General features: G+C 71.4%; 15 protein-coding genes and 1 pseudogene. 7 read left to right on the top strand and 9 right to left on the bottom strand.

Annotated elements, in window-relative coordinates:
- Positions 1-123: 123 nt before the first annotated feature.
- Entirely contained in the window at positions 124-3312 is a 3189-nt protein-coding gene (locus OEY_RS0122115; RefSeq protein WP_010595947.1) for an acetyl-CoA carboxylase family protein, read from the bottom strand.
- A 31-nt stretch (positions 3313-3343) separates the two neighbouring features.
- Positions 3344-3970, bottom strand: coding sequence for a TetR/AcrR family transcriptional regulator (locus OEY_RS0122110; RefSeq protein ID WP_010595946.1), 627 nt, complete (start codon positions 3968-3970; stop codon positions 3344-3346).
- Positions 3971-4197: 227 nt separating this feature from the next.
- Between OEY_RS0122110 and OEY_RS0122105 the strand changes: the two genes are divergently transcribed.
- Positions 4198-4500 (top strand): DUF1540 domain-containing protein, encoded by a 303-nt coding sequence (locus OEY_RS0122105; protein ID WP_010595945.1) that lies wholly within the window; start codon positions 4198-4200, stop codon positions 4498-4500.
- 13 nt (positions 4501-4513) lie between these two features.
- Here OEY_RS0122105 and OEY_RS0122100 read toward each other — a convergent pair whose 3' ends face one another.
- Positions 4514-5107 carry a TetR/AcrR family transcriptional regulator gene (locus OEY_RS0122100; RefSeq protein WP_010595944.1) on the bottom strand — a complete coding sequence of 198 codons (594 nt, stop codon included), beginning with the start codon at positions 5105-5107 and terminating at the stop codon, positions 4514-4516.
- A 92-nt stretch (positions 5108-5199) separates the two neighbouring features.
- On the opposite strand from OEY_RS0122100, the gene OEY_RS0122095 reads away from it, so the two are divergent.
- Complete coding sequence (locus tag OEY_RS0122095) at positions 5200-6675, top strand: flavin-containing monooxygenase (RefSeq protein WP_010595943.1); 1476 nt, start codon at positions 5200-5202, stop codon at positions 6673-6675.
- Between the two features lie 130 nt (positions 6676-6805).
- Positions 6806-7132 carry a DUF427 domain-containing protein gene (locus OEY_RS0122090; protein WP_010595942.1) on the top strand — a complete coding sequence of 109 codons (327 nt, stop codon included), beginning with the start codon at positions 6806-6808 and terminating at the stop codon, positions 7130-7132.
- A gap of 10 nt (positions 7133-7142) precedes the next feature.
- On the opposite strand, the gene OEY_RS0122085 is transcribed toward OEY_RS0122090, so the two are convergent.
- The 4 genes from OEY_RS0122085 to OEY_RS0122065 all read right to left on the bottom strand — a co-directional run bounded on the left by OEY_RS0122085 (position 7143) and on the right by OEY_RS0122065 (position 12428).
- Entirely contained in the window at positions 7143-8246 is a 1104-nt protein-coding gene (locus OEY_RS0122085; protein WP_029540162.1) for a CapA family protein, read from the bottom strand.
- A 50-nt stretch (positions 8247-8296) separates the two neighbouring features.
- Positions 8297-9628 (bottom strand): GGDEF domain-containing protein, encoded by a 1332-nt coding sequence (locus OEY_RS0122080; RefSeq protein ID WP_010595940.1) that lies wholly within the window; start codon positions 9626-9628, stop codon positions 8297-8299.
- A gap of 57 nt (positions 9629-9685) precedes the next feature.
- On the bottom strand, positions 9686-11239 hold the full coding sequence (locus OEY_RS0122075) for a succinic semialdehyde dehydrogenase (protein WP_010595939.1): 1554 nt from the start codon (positions 11237-11239) through the stop codon (positions 9686-9688).
- A 739-nt stretch (positions 11240-11978) separates the two neighbouring features.
- Positions 11979-12428 (bottom strand): ATP-binding protein, encoded by a 450-nt coding sequence (locus OEY_RS0122065; RefSeq protein WP_010595938.1) that lies wholly within the window; start codon positions 12426-12428, stop codon positions 11979-11981.
- A 283-nt stretch (positions 12429-12711) separates the two neighbouring features.
- Here OEY_RS0122065 and OEY_RS0122060 point away from each other — a divergent pair, with 283 nt between their 5' ends.
- Complete coding sequence (locus OEY_RS0122060; protein WP_010595937.1) at positions 12712-13434, top strand: GAF and ANTAR domain-containing protein; 723 nt, start codon at positions 12712-12714, stop codon at positions 13432-13434.
- 50 nt (positions 13435-13484) lie between these two features.
- Positions 13485-13895, top strand: coding sequence for a hypothetical protein (locus OEY_RS0122055; protein WP_234420151.1), 411 nt, complete (start codon positions 13485-13487; stop codon positions 13893-13895).
- 380 nt (positions 13896-14275) lie between these two features.
- On the opposite strand, the gene OEY_RS0122050 is transcribed toward OEY_RS0122055, so the two are convergent.
- Positions 14276-14920, bottom strand: coding sequence for a helix-turn-helix domain-containing protein (locus tag OEY_RS0122050; protein ID WP_228287143.1), 645 nt, complete (start codon positions 14918-14920; stop codon positions 14276-14278).
- A 175-nt stretch (positions 14921-15095) separates the two neighbouring features.
- On the opposite strand from OEY_RS0122050, the gene OEY_RS0122045 reads away from it, so the two are divergent.
- Complete coding sequence (locus OEY_RS0122045; RefSeq protein ID WP_051009399.1) at positions 15096-15812, top strand: endonuclease/exonuclease/phosphatase family protein; 717 nt, start codon at positions 15096-15098, stop codon at positions 15810-15812.
- Between the two features lie 252 nt (positions 15813-16064).
- Here OEY_RS0122045 and OEY_RS28830 read toward each other — a convergent pair.
- Positions 16065-16345, bottom strand: a pseudogene (locus OEY_RS28830) (type II toxin-antitoxin system RelE family toxin).
- Between OEY_RS28830 and OEY_RS0122035 the strand changes: the two are divergent.
- Complete coding sequence (locus OEY_RS0122035) at positions 16338-16868, top strand: hypothetical protein (RefSeq protein ID WP_010595932.1); 531 nt, start codon at positions 16338-16340, stop codon at positions 16866-16868. The pseudogene OEY_RS28830 and the gene OEY_RS0122035 overlap by 8 nt on opposite strands.
- Positions 16869-17441: the final 573 nt, after the last annotated feature.

Genomic DNA, 17441 nt, shown 5'->3' with positions numbered 1-17441 from the left:
AGCCGCCCGCCGCGGCGGCGAGCTCGGCCAGATCGGTGCTGTCCGGCACGAACTCCTCGGCTCCCGGTTGCCTGCTCACCGCCACCTCCTCACGTCGGTGCCGGACGGGTACCCCAGCCCGGCTCAGGACATGCGCAGCCGCGACACCCAGGCCCGAGTGTCGCCGGGATCGATGACGTCGTCGAGCTCGAAGATCGTCGCGGCCTGCAACGCCTTGCCGTGCTGGTAGGCGGCGGCGACGAGCTGCGCGAACAGTTCGTCGCGCGCGGCCTGATCGGGTGCGGCCTCGAGTTCCTTGCGGAAGCCGAGCCGCACCGCGCCCTCGAGTCCCATGCCGCCGATCTCGCCGGTGGGCCATGCCACCGTGAACTCGGGGGCGTGGAAGGAGCCGCCGGCCATCGCCATGGCGCCGAGACCGTAGCCCTTGCGCAGGATGATCGTGCCGAACGGGACGGTCAGGCGCGCACCGGCGACGAACAGCCGGCCGAACCGGCGGACCGTGGCCTCCTTCTCCGACTCGGGCCCGACCATGAATCCCGGTGTGTCGCAGAGGCTCACGACGGGCAGGCGGTGCGCCTGGCACAGTTCGAGGAAGTCGGCGGCCTTGTCGGCGGCCTCGGCGTCGATCGCGCCGCCGAGGTGGTGGCTGCTGTTGGCGAGCACCCCGTACGCCGCACCCTCGACGCGGATCAGGGCGGTGACGATGCCGACGCCGTAGTCGCCGCGCAGTTCGAGCACCGAGCCGACGTCGGCGACCGCGTCGATCGCGGCGCGCACGTCGTAGGCGCGCAACCGGTTCTCCGGAACCGCGTGCCGCGCGAGCCGCGGATCGGGGGCCTGCCAGTCGTCCGCCGCGGTGGTGAAGTAGCCGAGGTAGTGCCGGGCCAGTTCGACGGCGTGCGCCTCGTCGCGCGCGGCGAGGTGTACGACGCCGTTGCGGCGCTGCACGTCGACCGGGCCGATGTCCTCGGGCCGGAAGACGCCGAGGCCGCCCCCTTCGACCATCGCGGGCCCGCCCATGCCGATGTTGGCCTCGGGGGTGGCGATCAGCACGTCGCACACGCCGGCGAGGGCGGCGTTGCCGGCGAAGCACCGACCGGAGACCACCGCGATCGTCGGCACGCGCCCGCGCAGGGCGGCCATCGCCCGGAACGTCGACAGTTCCAGGCCCTGGCCGGGTCCGGCGTCGACGTCGCCGGGGCGTCCGCCGCCGCCCTCGGCGAACAGCACGAGCGGCACCTCGCGTCGTGCGGCGAGCTCGAGCAGCCGGTCGGTCTTGGCGTGGTTGCGCATGCCCTGCGTGCCGGCGAGGACGGTGTAGTCGTAGGAGAGCACCACCGATTCGGCGCCGTCGATGCGGGCGAGACCGCCGACGAGGCCGTCGGCGGGGGTGTTGGCGATCAGGTCCTCTTCGCTGCGCCGGCTGCGCTGCGCGGCGAGCACGAGCGGCCCGTACTCGACGAAGGTGCCGTCGTCGACGAGGTCGGCGATGTTCTCCCGCGCGGTGCGGCGGCCGATCCGGTGCCGTTTGGCCACGGCGTCGGGGCGGGCGGCGTCGAGGGTGCGCTCGTGCCGGTCCCGGATCTCGGCGAGGTCGTCGCGTACGGCGTCGAGGTCCCGCGCGTCCCCGTCGCCGGTGGCCGCGTCGCCGGACCCGGCGCGCACCACAGCGAGCACCTCCCCCGGTTGCACGGTCTGTCCGGGCCGCACCAGCAGCCGCACCACGGTGGCGGGTCCGGACGCGGACACCACGTGCTGCATCTTCATCGCCTCGAGCACGACGACGGGGGCGCCCGCGGTGAGCGCGTCGCCGTCGGCGGCGGTCTCGACGACGGTGCCGACCATGTCGGCACGCACCGCCTCCTCCCCGGCGTGCAGTTCCGGTGCGACGACGGGTGCGTCGTCGGGGCCGGCGACGGCGAGGTCGGCGATCCGCTCGTCCAGCCACGACGTGTGCACGTCGCAGGCGGCGAAGTCCTTGTCGCGCAGAATGTTCTGCAGGAAATCGGTGTTGGTGGCGACCCCGGCGACGAGCAGGTCCCCGAGTGCGGCGTCCGTCTTGCGCAGCGCCGCGGCGAAGTCGTCGATGCGGGTGTGGGTGATCACCTTGGCCAGCAACGAGTCGTAGCGCGGGCTGGTCGTCAGCCCGGGACGGCCGTAGGTGTCGACGCGGATGCCCGGGCCGGTGGGCGGGGTGAACGCGGTGAGCGTGCCGGACGCGGGTACGGCCCGCCCGTCCGGGCGCATGGTCTCGGTGTTGACGCGGGCCTGGACGGCAATGCCCTGTGCGGCGGCGGGCTCGCCGCGCACCCCGGCGCCGTCGGCGGTGACGCCGCCGGGCAGGCCGAGTTCGCCGAACCGGGCACCGCGGGCGATCGCCACCTGCGTCGCGACGAGGTCGATTCCGGTGACCTCCTCGGTCACCGTGTGCTCCACCTGAATTCGCGGGTTCACCTCGAGGAACACCGCCTGATCGCCGGCGACGAGGAACTCGACGGTGGCGAGGCCGCGGTACCCTACCGACGCGCAGAGCCGGGCCGCGGCCTCGTGCAGCGCGCGTCGCACGGTCGCGTCGAGCCGTTGCGCGGGAGCGACTTCCACCAGTTTCTGGTGGCGCCGCTGCACGCTGCAGTCCCGGTCGCCGAGCGCGAGGGCCCGCACCCCGCCCGCGTCGTCGGCCGCGGCGACGATCTGCACCTCGATGTGCCGGGCCCGGTCGCACAGGGCCTCGGCGAACAACGCGCCGTGGCCGAAACCGTGTTCCGCCTCCGTGGTACACGCGCGGAAGGCGTCGTCGAGGGTCGCTACGTCGCGCACCACCCGCATGCCGCGGCCGCCGCCGCCGGCGAGGGCCTTGAGGACGATGCCGCCGGGGTGGGCGGCGAGGAAGTCGCGGGCCGCGCCGACGGTGACGCCCCCGTCGGTGGCGGGCAGCACGGGCACCCGGGCGGCGACGGCGGCGCGGCGGGCGGCGGCCTTGTCGCCGAAGACCCGCAGCACCTGCGGGTCGGGTCCGACGAACGTCACCCCGGCCGCGGCGCAGGACTCGGCGAATTCGGCGTTCTCGCTGAGGAATCCGTATCCGGGGTGGACGAGGGTGCAGCCGGTCTCGGTGGCGGCGCGCAGCAGGGCGGCGCCGTCGAGGTAGGCGGCCGGCCCGGCGCCGGTCAGCGCGACGGCGCGGGTTGCGGCTGCGACGTGGGGACTGTCGGCGTCGTCCTCGGCATACACGGCGACGGTGTCGATGCCGAGTTCGGTGGCGGAACGGACGACGCGCAGCGCGATCTCGCCGCGGTTGGCTACGAGCAGCATGGGTGTCGGGGGTCCTGTCGGTCGGGGCCGGTCAGCGGAAGCCGATGAGCCGTTCGGACATCGCGATCATGTCGTCGATGTAGGAGAGCTGTTCCTGTCTCGGGGCGTCGAGCAGGCGCACCGCGCCGACGCGCTGGGCGTCGACGAGGGTGCGCGCGATCCGTTCGGGATGCGCGCTGAGCGTGACGTCGCCGGTGGCGTCGATACGCTCGACGAAGCGGACGTAGCGCCCGACGAGCCGCTCGCGCACGCTCACCCATTCCTTGCCCACCTCGTCGTCGAGGCGGGCACGGTGCTCGATCAGCTCGAGAATGCGGCCGTTGGCGTACATGGATTCGATGGAAGCCCGGGTCGTCGTGCGCAGCACCTCCCGCAGATCGTCCACCGTCGGTCCCTCCACGTGCTGGGCGTCGAGGAACTGCCGGCACACGAGGGTGGCGAGGGCGCGGAACACCTCCTCCTTGGAGGAGAAGTAGGCGTAGAAGGTGGCGCGGGAGACGGCGGCGCGTTCGGTGATCACCGCGACGGTGGTGCGCTCGTAGCCGAGTTCACCGAAGCAGTCGCGGGCGGCGTCGAGCAGTTCCCGCCGACGCGGTCCGTCGCTGTCGCGGCGCGCGGATCGGGCCCGCTCCTGGGCTTCGCTCGTGGTCACCCGCACAGCATGCGTGGACATTGACGTCAATGTCAACGGACGTGGGGCGCCCGGCGACCGGGACCCGAGCCGGGGCACGACGCGACCCGACAGGTATTGCGCAACATCGGCGTGCCCGAAATAGGCGGCGTATCAACGACATCCGTTGTCCGAGCACCCTGTTCGGAGGCACGGTGCGGCACTAGCATGGTGGGCAGCCCTCAGTGGACACCCCCCTTCGGGAAGGTTCGATCATGACCACGATGGAAATGCCGCACGTCACCGAGTGCAGCGTCAGCACCTGCTCCTACAACCACGACGGCTGCCACGCCTACGCCATCAACGTCGCCGGCCACAACGGCAGCGCCGACTGCGAGACGTTCATCCCGCTGTCGACGAAGGGCGGCCTGGACACCGTCACCAGCATGGTCGGCGCCTGCCAGCGCGCGGACTGCATGCACAACCAGGATCTCGAGTGCACCGCGAGCGAGATCCGGGTCGGCGGCAGCGGCAGCGGCGAGCACGCCGCCAACTGCCTGACCTACCAGGCCCGGTAACGGATCGAACCGTTCACCGTCCCACTCCCAGCACTGCCCGCACGGCGCCGGTGAGGGCCGCGGCCGGCAGGTCGGGGGTGATCGCGCGCTGCAGGCCGAGGCCGATGCCGAGCCCGAGCAGCATCGTCGCCGCCTGCTCGGGCTCGATCGCCGGTTCGAGGCCGAACCGTGCGGCGAGCGACCGAATCAGTTCGGCGATCAGGGTCCGCACCCCGGCGGCCCCGGCCGCGATGCGGGAGCGGATCTCCTCGTCGTGCCGCGAGCGCACCGAGAATTCGATCTCGAGCAGGGTCCAGCGCCGGTCGCCGATGGTGCGCTCGGCCCAGGCGCCGAAGGCGGCCACCACGTCGTCGAGCGACGCACCGGCCTCGAGCGTCGCGGCGATCTCCCCCATGCGCTCGGCCCGGATCCGGTCGAGCACCGCGAAACACAACTCGTCCTTGTTGCGGAAGTTGGAGTACACCGCGCCCTTGGAATAGCCGGCGTCCTCGGCGATCTGCTCGAGCGACGCCGCGGCGTAACCGCGGTCGAGGAAGTGCTCGGTGGCCGTGGCGAGCAGCTCCTCGCGCGTGCGTGCCTGGGTCTGCTGCCGGGTCTGTCGTGCCACGACTCGACGGTACCGGAGCGGCCCGAACTCGGATACTGTGGTTATTCGAATACCGGCGGTATTCGGATTGGACGCAGACGAGAGGCGACACGATGGACGAACACCGGGTGGTGGTGATCGGTGCCGGGATCTCCGGCATCGGCGCGGCGATCGCCCTGCGACGGCGCGGCATCACCGACGTCGTCGTCCTCGAGAAGGCCGACAGTCTCGGCGGGACGTGGCGCGCCAACACCTACCCGGGCTCCGCGTGCGACGTGCCGTCGCTGCTGTACTCGTACTCGTTCGCGCGGAACCGCGACTGGAGCCGCCTGTTCGCCGGGCAGCCGGAGATCCGCGGCTACATCGAGCACACCGCCGCCGCACAGGGCGTGACGTCCCACGTCCGGTTCGGCGTCGAGGTGCTGAGGGCGGACTGGGACGACGTCGACGCCCGCTGGACGCTCGCCACCACCGCCGGCACCGTCCGGGCGCGTTTCCTCGTCGCCGCCGCGGGGCCGTGGAACGAACCGCTCGTGCCCGAGATCCCCGGTCTCGACCGGTTCCCCGGCGAGGTGTTCCACTCCGCGCGCTGGAACCACGACTACGACCTGCGCGGCAAACGGGTCGCCGTCGTCGGCACCGGCGCCTCGGCGGTCCAGTTCGTCCCCGAGATCGCTCCCGACGTCGCACGCCTGCACCTGTACCAGCGGACGGCGCAGTGGGTGCTGCCCAAACCCGACCGGCACCTGTCCGCGGCCGAACGCCGGCTGCTCACCCGTCTCCCGGGTGCGCGACGGCTGGTCGAGGCGATCGAATACGGCCTGATGGAGGCCCTCGGCCTCGGCTTCCGGCACCCGTGGCTCATGCGTCGGCTGCAGTGGATCGGCCGGGCGCAGCTCCGCGCGCAGGTGCGCGACCCGCGGCTGCGCCGGGCCCTGACCCCCGACTACACCCTCGGCTGCAAGCGGCTGCTCATGTCGAACACCTACTACCCCGCCCTGACGCGGCCCAACGTCGAGGTCCACCCCGCGGCGGTGCAGGAGGTCCGCGGCTCCACCGTGATCGCCGGGGACGGCAGCGAAGCCGAGGTCGACGCGATCGTCTTCGGCACCGGCTTCCACATCCTCGACATGCCCATCGCGGGCCGGGTGTTCGACGGGCGGGGCCGCAGTCTCGACGAGCACTGGCAGGGCAGCCCCCGGGCGTACCTCGGCTCGTCCGTCGCGGGCTTCCCCAACGCGTTCGTCCTGCTCGGACCGAGCCTGGGCACCGGCCACACCTCGGCCTTCCTCATCCTCGAAGCCCAGCTCGACCACGTCGTGACGGCCATCGACACGGCCCTGCGCCGCGGCTGGCGCACCCTCGAGGTGCGCCGGGAGGCCCAGGACGCCTTCGACGACGAGGTTCAGGCCGCCCTTCCGGGCACCGTCTACAACTCCGGCGGATGCCGCAGCTACTTCTTCGACGTCAACGGCCGCAACAGCTTCAACTGGCCGTGGTCGTCGGCCGCGCTCCGGCGCCGGGTGTCGGCGTTCGACCCGGACGTCTACGCCGTCACGCGCGACGACGAGCGCGTGTCCGCCGGGTGATCCGGGCCCCGGCGCAGGGACTGTCGGGGTACCGTCGGGTCGAGGCACCCGACACGAGGAGGACCCGGAAATCTCCGTTCGTCTCCGCAACCCGTACCACCGCGTCGAGGCGCTGCCCAGCAGCCGGCACGTGCAGGTGTCGATCGCCGGCGCGGTCGTCGCCGAGACCCGCAAGCCCGTGCTGCTGTTCGAAACCCGGCTGCCCGTGCGGTACTACCTCCCGTCCGCGGACGTCGACTTCTCGGTGCTCGAGGAGACGGACCTGCACACCGAGTGCCCCTACAAGGGCACGGCCCGGTACTGGAGTTTCACCGGACCACCGGGGGCCGAGAACCTCGCGTGGTCGTACCCGGATCCCCTTCCCGCCGTCGCACCGATCGCCGGCCACGTCGCGTTCTACGACGAGAAGGTGGACCTGGTCGTCGACGGTGTGCCCGTGCCGCGTCCCGGCGGCTGACCACGCGGCCTCAGCGGGCGATCCGGATCCACGGATCGTCGTCCCCGGCCTGCAGGCGGGTGCCGAAGCCGACCGACGCCTCCGCGAGCGTCGCGCGCAACCACCGCTGCTGCGACTGCGTGACGTGCTCGAGCCGCATCCGCCGCGCCTGCACCGGCAGCATCCGCACCTCCTGCAGCTCCCCCGTGTCCGCGTCGAGGGTGACGAGGTACAGCAGCCGCAGCTCGTCGTGGAAGCGCTCGTAACCGCCGATGCCCTCGTAGTCGTTGATCAGGTCGCCGCACCCGTACAGCACGGGCTTGCCGCGGTAGATCTCCAGCGGGCGCGGGTGATGGGACGAGTGCCCGTGCACCACGCCGACGCCGCCGTCGATCAGCCGGTGCGCGAACCGCACGTGCGCGTCCGGCACGGCGTAGCCCCAGTTGGAACCCCAGTGCACCGACACCACCACCACGTCGCCGGCCCCGCGGTCGGCGTCGATCCGGGCGAGCAGCTCGTCGGCGCCCGCCTCCGACACCGGCAGCAGGGCCACTCCCGGCCGCGTCGGCGTGGCGGCCCACGACGGGGTGATCCCGCTCGACACCGCACCGACCGACCACACCCGCACCCGGGGCGATCCGGCGGCGACCGTCGCCGGCCGCCACGCCGCCCGGTCGTCGTCGCCCGCACCGGCGAGCCGCAGTCCCGCCGCCGTGAGGACCTCGACGGTCTCGCGCAGACCACGGACACCGAAGTCGAGCACGTGATTGTTGGCGAGCGTGCACACGTCGACCCGCGCGACGGTGATCACCCCGACGTTCGCCGGGTTCATCCGGTAGTGGATGCCCTTGTCCGGGGCGTAGTCCCGCGACGTGGTCACGGACGTCTCCAGGTTGACGACCCGCACGTCCGGGGCGCATTCGTCGAGCACCGGCAGCGCGACGCCCCACGGCCAGTCGAAGCCCGCCGGCCGCGGGATCACCCCGCTGCGGGTCTCGGCGAGCTCGACGTAGTCCCGGGCGTCCTGCGCGTAGGACTCCCGCAACCTCGGCCCTCCGGGATGCGGGAGGATCTGGTCCACGCCCCGGCCGGTCATCACGTCCCCGGCGAGGAACAGCGTCACCGTGCGCGGCACACCTGAAAGGGTAGTCGCCGAACCGGATCCGCGCGGTCACCGAGCGGCGGTCACCGGGACACGTAACTGGGCTGTTCGGTGACGTCGCCGAGCACCACCAGCGTCGCCAGGGTGTTCTCCCACCGGATCCGGGCGGCGCCGACCGTCGCCTGCACCACGGTCCCGTCCGGCCGGCCGAACTCGCACAGCTGCCCGGTCCGGTCGTGCAGCGAGCGGACGGTGACAGACCTGTCGGGCCAGGTGCCGCCGGTGAGGACCTCGTGCAGCGGCCGGTTCTCCACGTTCCGGGCGTCGACGCCGAACAGCGTGGCGAAGCACGGATTGACGTAGGCGACGGTCCCGCCGTCGCGCACGGCGAGGATGGGGACGGGCAGCAGATCGAGGACATCCGGCAGGGGCAACGGGGCCAGCCGGTCCGGCAGTTGAGCCCAGGCCGCGGCCTTCGCCCGATACAGGTCCATGTCGGCGTCGTGGTACAGGTCCATGGGGTCGCTGACGACGCCGGCTGCGACCCCGAAGCTGACCGGCACGGGATTCGCGCGGGCCAGGCCCTCGAGCACCGCGCGCCCTTCCTCCTCGTCCGTGTCCGGGAGGACGACGAGGAATTCGTCGCCGCCGAGGCGGGCCAGGATCCCGCCGCGCGGCACCTGCTGCGCCCACGCCTCGGCGGCGTCGCGGAGCAGGGCGTCTCCCGCGGGATGCCCGTGCTCGTCGTTGAACGCCTTGAACCCGTCGACGTCGAGCAGACCGAGGCAGACCCAGGCGCCGCGGTCGCGCGGCCGCGATCGCAGTTCGAGGTCGAGGCCGGCGCGGTTGCGCAGCCCGGTGAGCGGATCTCGGGTCGCCGCGTTCACCAGCAGGCGCCCGACGGCCCCGAAGATCGCACCGGAGCCGAGCAGCGCCGCGGCGACGACCACGTAACCGACCCACAGCAGGCGCGTCGGGGCCAGGGCCGCGGCGCCGAGGGTGGCGGCGGTGAGCGTCCCGATCCACAGGACGGCCTGCCGCGGCGGCCAGAACGCCGCGAGATACATCGACAGGAACATCGAGCCCATGACGCTGATGAGGATGCGGGAGGGGTCGACGTGGAACGCGATCACCGCCGGCATCGCGGCGACCGCGCACGCGGTGGCGGCGACGATGGGGGTGCGCCCCAGACGCCGTGGCGTCCACCGCAGGATCACCAGCCCGGCGATGCCCAACGCCAGCGCCGAGGCCATGCCGGCGAAGCTGCCGGATCGCGCGACCGCTGGATCGAGCAGGGCCGCAACGATTCCTACTGCGACGAGCCCGGTGCTGATCGCCAGGTACCACGCGAGCAGACGGCGCCGCTGGACGCGGAGATTCGCCGTCGCACCGTGCAGCACCTGGCGATCGCCCACACCAGGATTATCCCGTTCGTCGCACCGTTCGTGTCCGGCTCGGCGAAATGCCGCGGGTCACCGACCCGGCAGCCACTGCATCGCCTTGACGAACGGCGGCATCACCTTCGACCACAGCTTCGGCGGAACCCCGCGGGGTCCACCGAGATTCATCACCCGGGTCGTCGCGATCGTCTGCGGCTCGGTGTACTTGATCAGGCCCTCCGCGCCGTGGCGCCGGCCCATGCCCGAGATGCCCATGCCGCCCATCGGTGCGTCGGTGCTGCCCCATGCGGGCGCGTAGCCCTCGTCGACGTTGACGGTGCCGGCCCGCACCCGCGCCGCGATCGCCTCGCCCTGCGCCTTGGTGCCCGCCCACACGCTGGCGTTGAGCCCGTACTCGGTGTCGTTGGCGCGGCGGATCGCCTCCTCGACGTTGTCCACCGGGTACACCGACACGAGCGGACCGAACGTCTCCTCCCGGTAGCACTCGGCGTCCTCGGGAACGTCGGTGAGCACCGTCGGCTCGTAGAACAGCGGGCCGAGGTCGGGCCGGGCCTTGCCGCCGGCCACGACGGTGGCGCCCTTGGCGACCGCGTCGTCGACATGTCCGGAGACGGCCTTGACCTGGGTCTCGTTGACCATGCTGCCCATTTCGACGCCGTACTCGTAGCCCGGGCCGAGCGTCATGTTCCGCACCCGCTCGCCGAGCATGCGGATGAATTCGGGGGCGACGGACTTCTCGACGTAGATCCGTTCGATGGAGATGCACAGCTGCCCGGAGTTGGAGAAGCACGCCCGCACGGCGGCGTCGGTGACCTCACGCAGATTCGCCCCGGCGGTGACGATCATCGGGTTCTTGCCACCGAGCTCGGCGGAGAACCCGATCAGGCGACGGCCCGCCTGCTCGGCGAGGAGGCTGCCGGTCTGCGAGGAGCCGGTGAACATCAGGTAGTCGGCGTTCTCGACGAGGGCGGTGCCCACGACGGAGCCGGGTCCGGGCACGACGGCGAACAGGTCGCGCGGCAGGCCGGCCCGGTAGAGCAGTTCGACGACGGCCAGCGCGCAGTAGGGGGTCTGGCTGTCGGGCTTGAGGACGACGGCGTTGCCGGCGAGCAGTGCGGCGATCGCGTCGGAGACCGCGAGGGTCATCGGGTAGTTCCACGGCGCGATGACCCCCACGACCCCCTTCGGGTGGTAGTGCACGGTGGTCCTCGTCAGGCCGGGCAGCATGCCCGTGGCGCGGCGCGGACGCAGCAGCTTGGGAGCGGTCCGCGCGTAGTAGCGCGCGGTCAGGGCGATGTCGAGGACCTCTTCCTGCGCCGAGGCGCGAGCCTTGCCGGTCTCGGCCTGGGCCATGTCCATCAGCTCTTCGCGGTGCGCCAGCACGAGGTCGTGGTAGCGGTGGAAGATCTCGGCGCGTTGCTCGACGGAGCGGCGCGCCCAGTCGGCCTGCGCGACGCGGGCACGCTCGAGGGCGGCTCTGGCGTCGTCGGCGGTGCCGACCGGGACCGTCGCGAGTTCACGACCGGTGAAAGCTTCCACGACCGAGCGGGTGGGACGGCTCGCCGCGTCCGGGATGGCGATGAGCTCGGCCAACCGAGCGAAGGTGGCAGCGCTGGGAGCTGGCATGTCGAACCCCTACTGGTGAGTAGTTCTGGCGGTTACACCAACCTACCGTGCAGCGTGGCCCTTGTCACAGGGCGGGCTGGTCCTCTGCACACCTGTGCCGCGCGGTCGGCGCACCGAGGTATCGAACCGTCGGCGACGTCGCGGAGGCGGGGGTCGAGTCGTGCACGCGCGGCCCCCGGACCGGCCGGCGTGTCGGATGCGGCAGCAGAGCCGTGAAGAGGACGGAGTTCGTGGGACGACAAACCCCGCCGGAGAGAGCTTGGGGCAACTCCGGCGGGGTCTGGGCCACCGTGCAGGGGGGTGACGGTGGCTGTGAGAGATCATACCGAGTGCATGACAGCACTGTGAGGGATTCGCCTGACACGACTCGACGGCGCGAGCTGCGCGCAGGCTCGATCCTGTCGCCGCCCCGGACCTGCAGACCGCCCTTCCCGTGCCCGGCTCGTGCGTCGCGGGGATGTCGTTATCCGAGTCGCCCTCCCCAGCCGCACCCGCGGGCGCAGAACCCCACGACGCCGATGTCGCGGCGGGAGCCGTCCGCAAACGACATCACCTCGGCCACGGCGACAGCGTCGGCCCCACACGCCGGGCACCGATACCCGGGCACGGACACGGAATCCGTGTCGACCGGCCACAATGTCTCCCCCACAAGGGGACCATACGCGCGTGAACAACCGGTTGGGCGGTATTTTCGACGACCCGTCGCTCGGAGGCAGTCCGTACCGAGCCTGCGCCGCAGTCAGACCGGCAGGTCCGCCTGCCAGGACATGGTGACCGTGGTGCCGGTTCCGGCGGTACTCACCCGGGTGTGGGTGGTGAGCGCCGCGATCAGCTCCAGCCCCCGGCCCCGAGACCCGGTGTGAGACGCGCGCATCCCGGCTCGCCACCGGCCGTGGTCGGCGACGGTGATCTCCAGGTCCTGCTCGTGGGCGACGAAGGTCGCATCCACCTCCACCACCCCACCGTGGACGCCGGCGTCCCGGCCGGGGTAGGCGTGTTCGACGACATTGGCCAACGCCTCGTACACCGCGGCGACGACGTCCTGGCGGCATCGGTCGTCGACACCGATGCGGGCGAGCCAGCCGGCCAGGGCGCGGCGCAGCGAGGTGATCTCTGCGGCGGTGGCCGGAGCTTGCCGATACCAGCAGACGGTGGAAGTGATCGACGGATCGAGCGGATGCCGGTGCATAGCGGTCCTCGCGGTCTCTGGCACAGTAGATCCCCGGCTGAGTGAAACCGTCGGCGAACAGGTCGACCACCGCACGACTTCGCTTTCGGGTAAGCATATTCGTTTTTCGGCACACCCTGGGAGTGGATGTCCGCGCGCAGGCGGACAGGCGCGCGAGTCGGCACCGGATCCGAGCCGGCGGTGACCGAGGCGGGCAAGCATCGCATCGACGCACCGAGACGGGTAGGTTCGAGGTGAGCGGGTCGCAGCGGCGGCCGCGGGAACCGGCCGAAGGAGGCACGCGATGACGCCTCCACGAAAGCCGGAGTCGGACGCCCTGGCCGCGGTCTATGCGGGAATGTCGGGGCTGGCGCTGTCGGAACAGACCCTCTCGAGTGTGGTGGAGTTGACCACCTCGCTGACCAAGGACACCCTGCCCGGTTCGGTCGGGGCCGGCATCACGCTGCTCGCCGGAGACGGCGCCGAGACCACGACGGCGGCGACCGATCCGGTGGTCGAGCGGCTCGATGCGCTGCAGTACGAACTCGGGGAAGGACCGTGCCTGACTGCGCTGCGGGACCGGGTCATGGTGCGGGTCGACGATCTGGCGACCGAATCGCGATGGCCGCGGTGGTCGGCACTGGCCGCGCGAGCCGGAATGGGTGCCGTGCTCAGCGCCCCGTTGGTCTCGGCCGACCGCACGCTCGGTGCGATCAAGGTGTATTCGGCGCGTCCGCATGCCTACACCGGCGCCAGCGAGGATCTACTGCGGCGGTTCGCCGCCCAGGTCGCTCTGCTGTTGGCAAACGCGTCCACCCTCGCCGGCTCCGAGCGACTCGGCGATCAGCTCAAGGAGGCGCTACGCACCCGGGACCTGATCGCCACCGCCAAAGGGATCGTGATGCTGCGCGAGCACCTCGGCGCGGACGAGGCGCTGCGATGGATGCTCGCGTCCGCCGAGCGTGAGCACACCCCGATGCGGGAGGTGGCCGCGGCGATCCTCGCTACTGTCTTCGAGCAGTCGTGAGTCGCGCGATGGAACACTATCCCGAGCACCGCCCCCGCCCGATGCGGAGTATGCCCGACGGCAGCGATCGCCACCGGTTCCTGGCGGCGCTACGGGCCAGTGGGTTGAGTGTCGAGCAGTTGTGGTTGCGGTATTTCGGTCTCGGTGGTGAGGCCGGCAAGGTGGAGATCGAGGCGTATCTCAGCGGATTGCTGCCACTGCCGCCGTTGCAGCACGACCTCCTCGCCCACGCGATCAACGAACGGCTCGACGAACTCGCCCCACCGCGCGCTCCGTATTCCACCGACCTGCCACCGTCGGCCGCCACCGACGGCTGTGCGCCGTCGGCGGCCCGCCCGGACGGCACCCACCCGGACCGGCACCGCCCCACCCCACGAACCGACCCCGGCCACGCCACCGATCACGACGACGGCGACCGCAACGACGGCGCCGGGAGCGATCGAGACGGATCCTCCGGATAGGGGAAAACGGACGGCGAACTTCGCAGTTCCGGCGAGGCGACCCGGGTTCGGCCGAGAACGACCCGACCGCCGACGGAGGCGGGCATGGGCGTCCCCAGCCCCCTGCGCCAGGGCGCGACCCGCCCCGTCGGCGGTTGTGACCGGGCGCGGCCACCGCAGGGAGCAGGAAGGCGGCGGACCGCCCTCGGAGCCCCACCGGCACACTCGGCGCCCGGAGCGCACCTGCGGTGCACCCAGGCGGAACACACCCACCACATCTGTTCGTTCCGGGGGTCAGTGTATTCGTTTTCGACGGCGGCGACGACGAATACCGGGGTCCGTTCCAGCACCCGAACGATCCGATCCGGGGCCGCTCCGCCCCGGCGCCGAAGGGCGGTCGGTCACGCGGACAGGGTCTGGCTGGGGAGCCGGCCGTAGGCGGCACGGTACTGCTCGGCGAAACGTCCCGTCTTGGCGAAGCCCCAACGGGCCGCGATCGCGGACACGGTGTCACCGCCGGCCGGATCCGCAGCCAGCAGATCGCGGTGGGCTCGTTCCAGCCGCACCCGGCGCAGGTAGCCGAGCGGCGTGATCTGATGGTGGCGCAGAAAATCGTACTGAAGCGCCCGCGCACCGATCCCGGCAGCCGCGACGATGTCCGCCAGCCGGATCCGGGACTCGGCGTGAGCGTCGATGAAGGCGATCGCGCGCTGCAACGCGGCGGGTTCGCCAGGACGTGCCAACATCTTCCGGATCACCGGCGGCTCGTCGGTCCGGCCCGAACCGAGCACCGACTGCGCCAACTCCAGCAGCGGCATCCCCGCCTCCCGCGACGCCGACACCAACACACCACCGGCATCCTCGGCGGTCAGGCGATGACGTTCCATCAACACACCCGTAGCTCGCTCGACCACCACCCGGGACGCGAGCGCCTGCTCCCACCCCTCTCCCTCCCGCGTGCCGGTACCGACAGCGGAGGGCAGGCTCGGCCCGCAAGAAGAATCGATCACCTCCTCATCACAGCACCGACTGCCACCATCGCGCACCCTCCCCGCACCCAGGCCTTGCCCGGCTCGATCTCTACCGAGTCACCCTGATCCATAGTGCTGTCGATCTTCGGAAGGTAACTGCGAGACCGAACGCTATTCGGACTCCGAAGGTGGGGACACGTCACCCGTGTGGGTTGTCGGTCGTGTCGCCGCCTGTTCGTACAGTGCCGGTGTGGAGAACACCGAACTGACCGTCGCGACCTGGAACACCATGTGGGCCACCGCCTCCAGCCCCCGCGGACAGCGCATCCGGCACCTGCTGCGCGAGGCGGATGCGGACCTGCTGATCGTCACCGAAGGCCAACGCGACCTGCTCCCCGACGGCGGTCATGTCGCCGACGCCGGTACCGACTGGGGCTACGACACCACCGCGCATCCGCTGCGCCGCAAGACGCTGCTGTGGTCCCGGTGGCCGCTCACCGACCTCACTACCTTGCCCACCGGGGCCGGGGCCGGTCGCGTGTTGACCGCGATCGCCGACGCCCCACTCGGCCCGATCCGGGTGCTGGCGGTGTGCATCCCGTGGGCGAGCGCGCATGTGACCACCGGGCGCCGGGATGCGACGAACTGGTCCGAGCACCTCGAATGCTGCGGCCAGATCGAGAAGCTGGCGGCCCAGTTCGACCCGCGGATCCCCACGATCGTCGCCGGCGACTTCAACCAGCGGATCCCCCGGCGACGCCAACCCATCCGGGTGTTCGAGCGGCTGCTCGAAGTAACGGACCGATGGACCTTGCACACCGGCGGCGAGGTCGAGCACGGACCGTTGATCGATCACCTTGCCTCCGACCTGCCCTGCACCGGTCTGCGGACCTGGGCCGGCAGTGACGAGGCCGGAAAGCTGAGTGATCACGCCGGGGTGGTCTGCACCCTGCGCGCCACCATATAGAGCCGCCCGACGCGGATACCGTGCTTCCCGGTTCCTTGCGCCGCCGTACGCGTGACCGATCACCGCAATCCGTGAACGTCAGCCGGCGCGGAGAGGAATCCTCGTACCGAATTGCAGCCTCGGACGATCGACGATTCGGCGAACCCCGCGTCATGTCCTCGCCGCCGGCGAACACGGGCAACCGCTACGGCTACGTCCGGGGTGATCTGCACGGACCGCTGCAGCCGTGCGTAGCCCAGCCGCAGGACCAGCTCAGCGGTCTCCGGGTCGGTAGATGTGGGCGCGGGGTCGACGCCGACGATCAGGAGGACACGGTGCTCGTCGTCGACACGGAGCAGGATGCGGTAGTCGCCGCGGCGGGCGCTGCGCAGGCCCTCCAGCTCGTAACGCAGCGGCTTGCTCATCCGGTGAGGATTCTCTGCCCGCGGGCCGGAGAGGAACTCGACGACCACACGCACGATCCGTCCGGGTAGCCGGGACAGCGCTCCAGATCCGGAAGAGCCCGTACAGCGGCACCATGGGGCTATGGACATCGCGCCCGAACCCGCCGATCCCGACACTCGTGACTGGACCTTCGTGCTCGACGGAGGGTGCCCCGAGTGCGGGTACACGCTGCACGATCCGACCACGACCGGTGAACGCTTGCGATCCTGCGTGCCACGCTGGCAGGCCGTGCTGCGGCGGCCGAACGTCGCCGAGCGGCCCGCTCCGAAGGTGTGGTCGGCGCTCGAGTACGCCTCCCACGCGCGTGACCTCATCGTCGTCCTCGGACAACGAGTGCAGGCGATGATCACCGACAACACTCCGACGTTCGCCGATTACGACGGCGAGGCCGAGGCGATCCGTCGGCGGTTCTGGGCGGCAGATCCCGCCGACGTGGCCCGGCAGATCGCTCTACGTACCGACGAGACCGTCGAGATCATCGAGATCATCGAGGGCGTCGAGGACTGGCGGCGCGACGGCCTGCGCAGTGACGGCCGGAGGTTCACCATTGTGCAGTTGAGCCAGTATCTGCTGCACGACGTCGAGCACCATCTGCACGACGTCGCGGGCTGATCCGACCGAGCCGCGTACGCGTCCCGGGCAGTGATGCTCACGAAACTCACTGCAAACAACATAATTCCCAAAACCGTACTGGACCGGCACCGAACCGGGTGGTGCGCCCGCCCGCGGGGCCCGAACCACCGTCGCGACCGCACGTCGCACCGACGTCGCGGGCGCCCCGCCGCCTCGGCCCGGGACGTGCCCTCACACCAGGCCGATCCCGGTCCCGGGCACCGATCGAAGGCGCGGTCGACAGTCTCGGAGGATGCGCACACCCGGTCCCGGACTTTCGGTCGCGAGGGGACGTCGAGTTCACTGTCGAGCCCACCGTCGACCTCCGAACCGTGCCCGTGTCGGCGTTCGCCAGATCTCCCCGCGACACCCTGAGCTGCGACGAGATGCGGAAGGCCACGCCGAAGGGGCACGGCACCGATCGGCGAGCGCACCGACTGCCTCGATCGTCCGCAGCGCCGAGCTCGGCCTGCTCCGTGCGCGCGACCCGTGACCGAACCGTTATAGTCGGCGCCATGACGTCAGTTCTCGGTGTGTCGGTCGGGGCCAGCGCTGTGCGCTTCGCGTGCCGCG

This window comes from Rhodococcus sp. P14, assembly GCF_000256505.1.
Taxonomy (GTDB): Bacteria; Actinomycetota; Actinomycetes; order Mycobacteriales; family Mycobacteriaceae; genus Rhodococcus; species Rhodococcus ruber.
This window is presented reverse-complemented; position numbering and strand designations above follow the sequence as displayed.

Coding starts and splice junctions, on each gene's coding strand:
- OEY_RS0122115 (WP_010595947.1), bottom strand. CDS start 3,312: ATGCTGCTCGTAGCCAACCGCGGCGAGATCGCGCTGCGCGTCGTCCGT.
- OEY_RS0122105 (WP_010595945.1), top strand. CDS start 4,198: ATGACCACGATGGAAATGCCGCACGTCACCGAGTGCAGCGTCAGCACC.
- OEY_RS0122095 (WP_010595943.1), top strand. CDS start 5,200: ATGGACGAACACCGGGTGGTGGTGATCGGTGCCGGGATCTCCGGCATC.
- OEY_RS0122075 (WP_010595939.1), bottom strand. CDS start 11,239: ATGCCAGCTCCCAGCGCTGCCACCTTCGCTCGGTTGGCCGAGCTCATC.
- OEY_RS0122065 (WP_010595938.1), bottom strand. CDS start 12,428: ATGCACCGGCATCCGCTCGATCCGTCGATCACTTCCACCGTCTGCTGG.
- OEY_RS0122060 (WP_010595937.1), top strand. CDS start 12,712: ATGACGCCTCCACGAAAGCCGGAGTCGGACGCCCTGGCCGCGGTCTAT.
- OEY_RS0122055 (WP_234420151.1), top strand. CDS start 13,485: ATGCCCGACGGCAGCGATCGCCACCGGTTCCTGGCGGCGCTACGGGCC.
- OEY_RS0122035 (WP_010595932.1), top strand. CDS start 16,338: ATGGACATCGCGCCCGAACCCGCCGATCCCGACACTCGTGACTGGACC.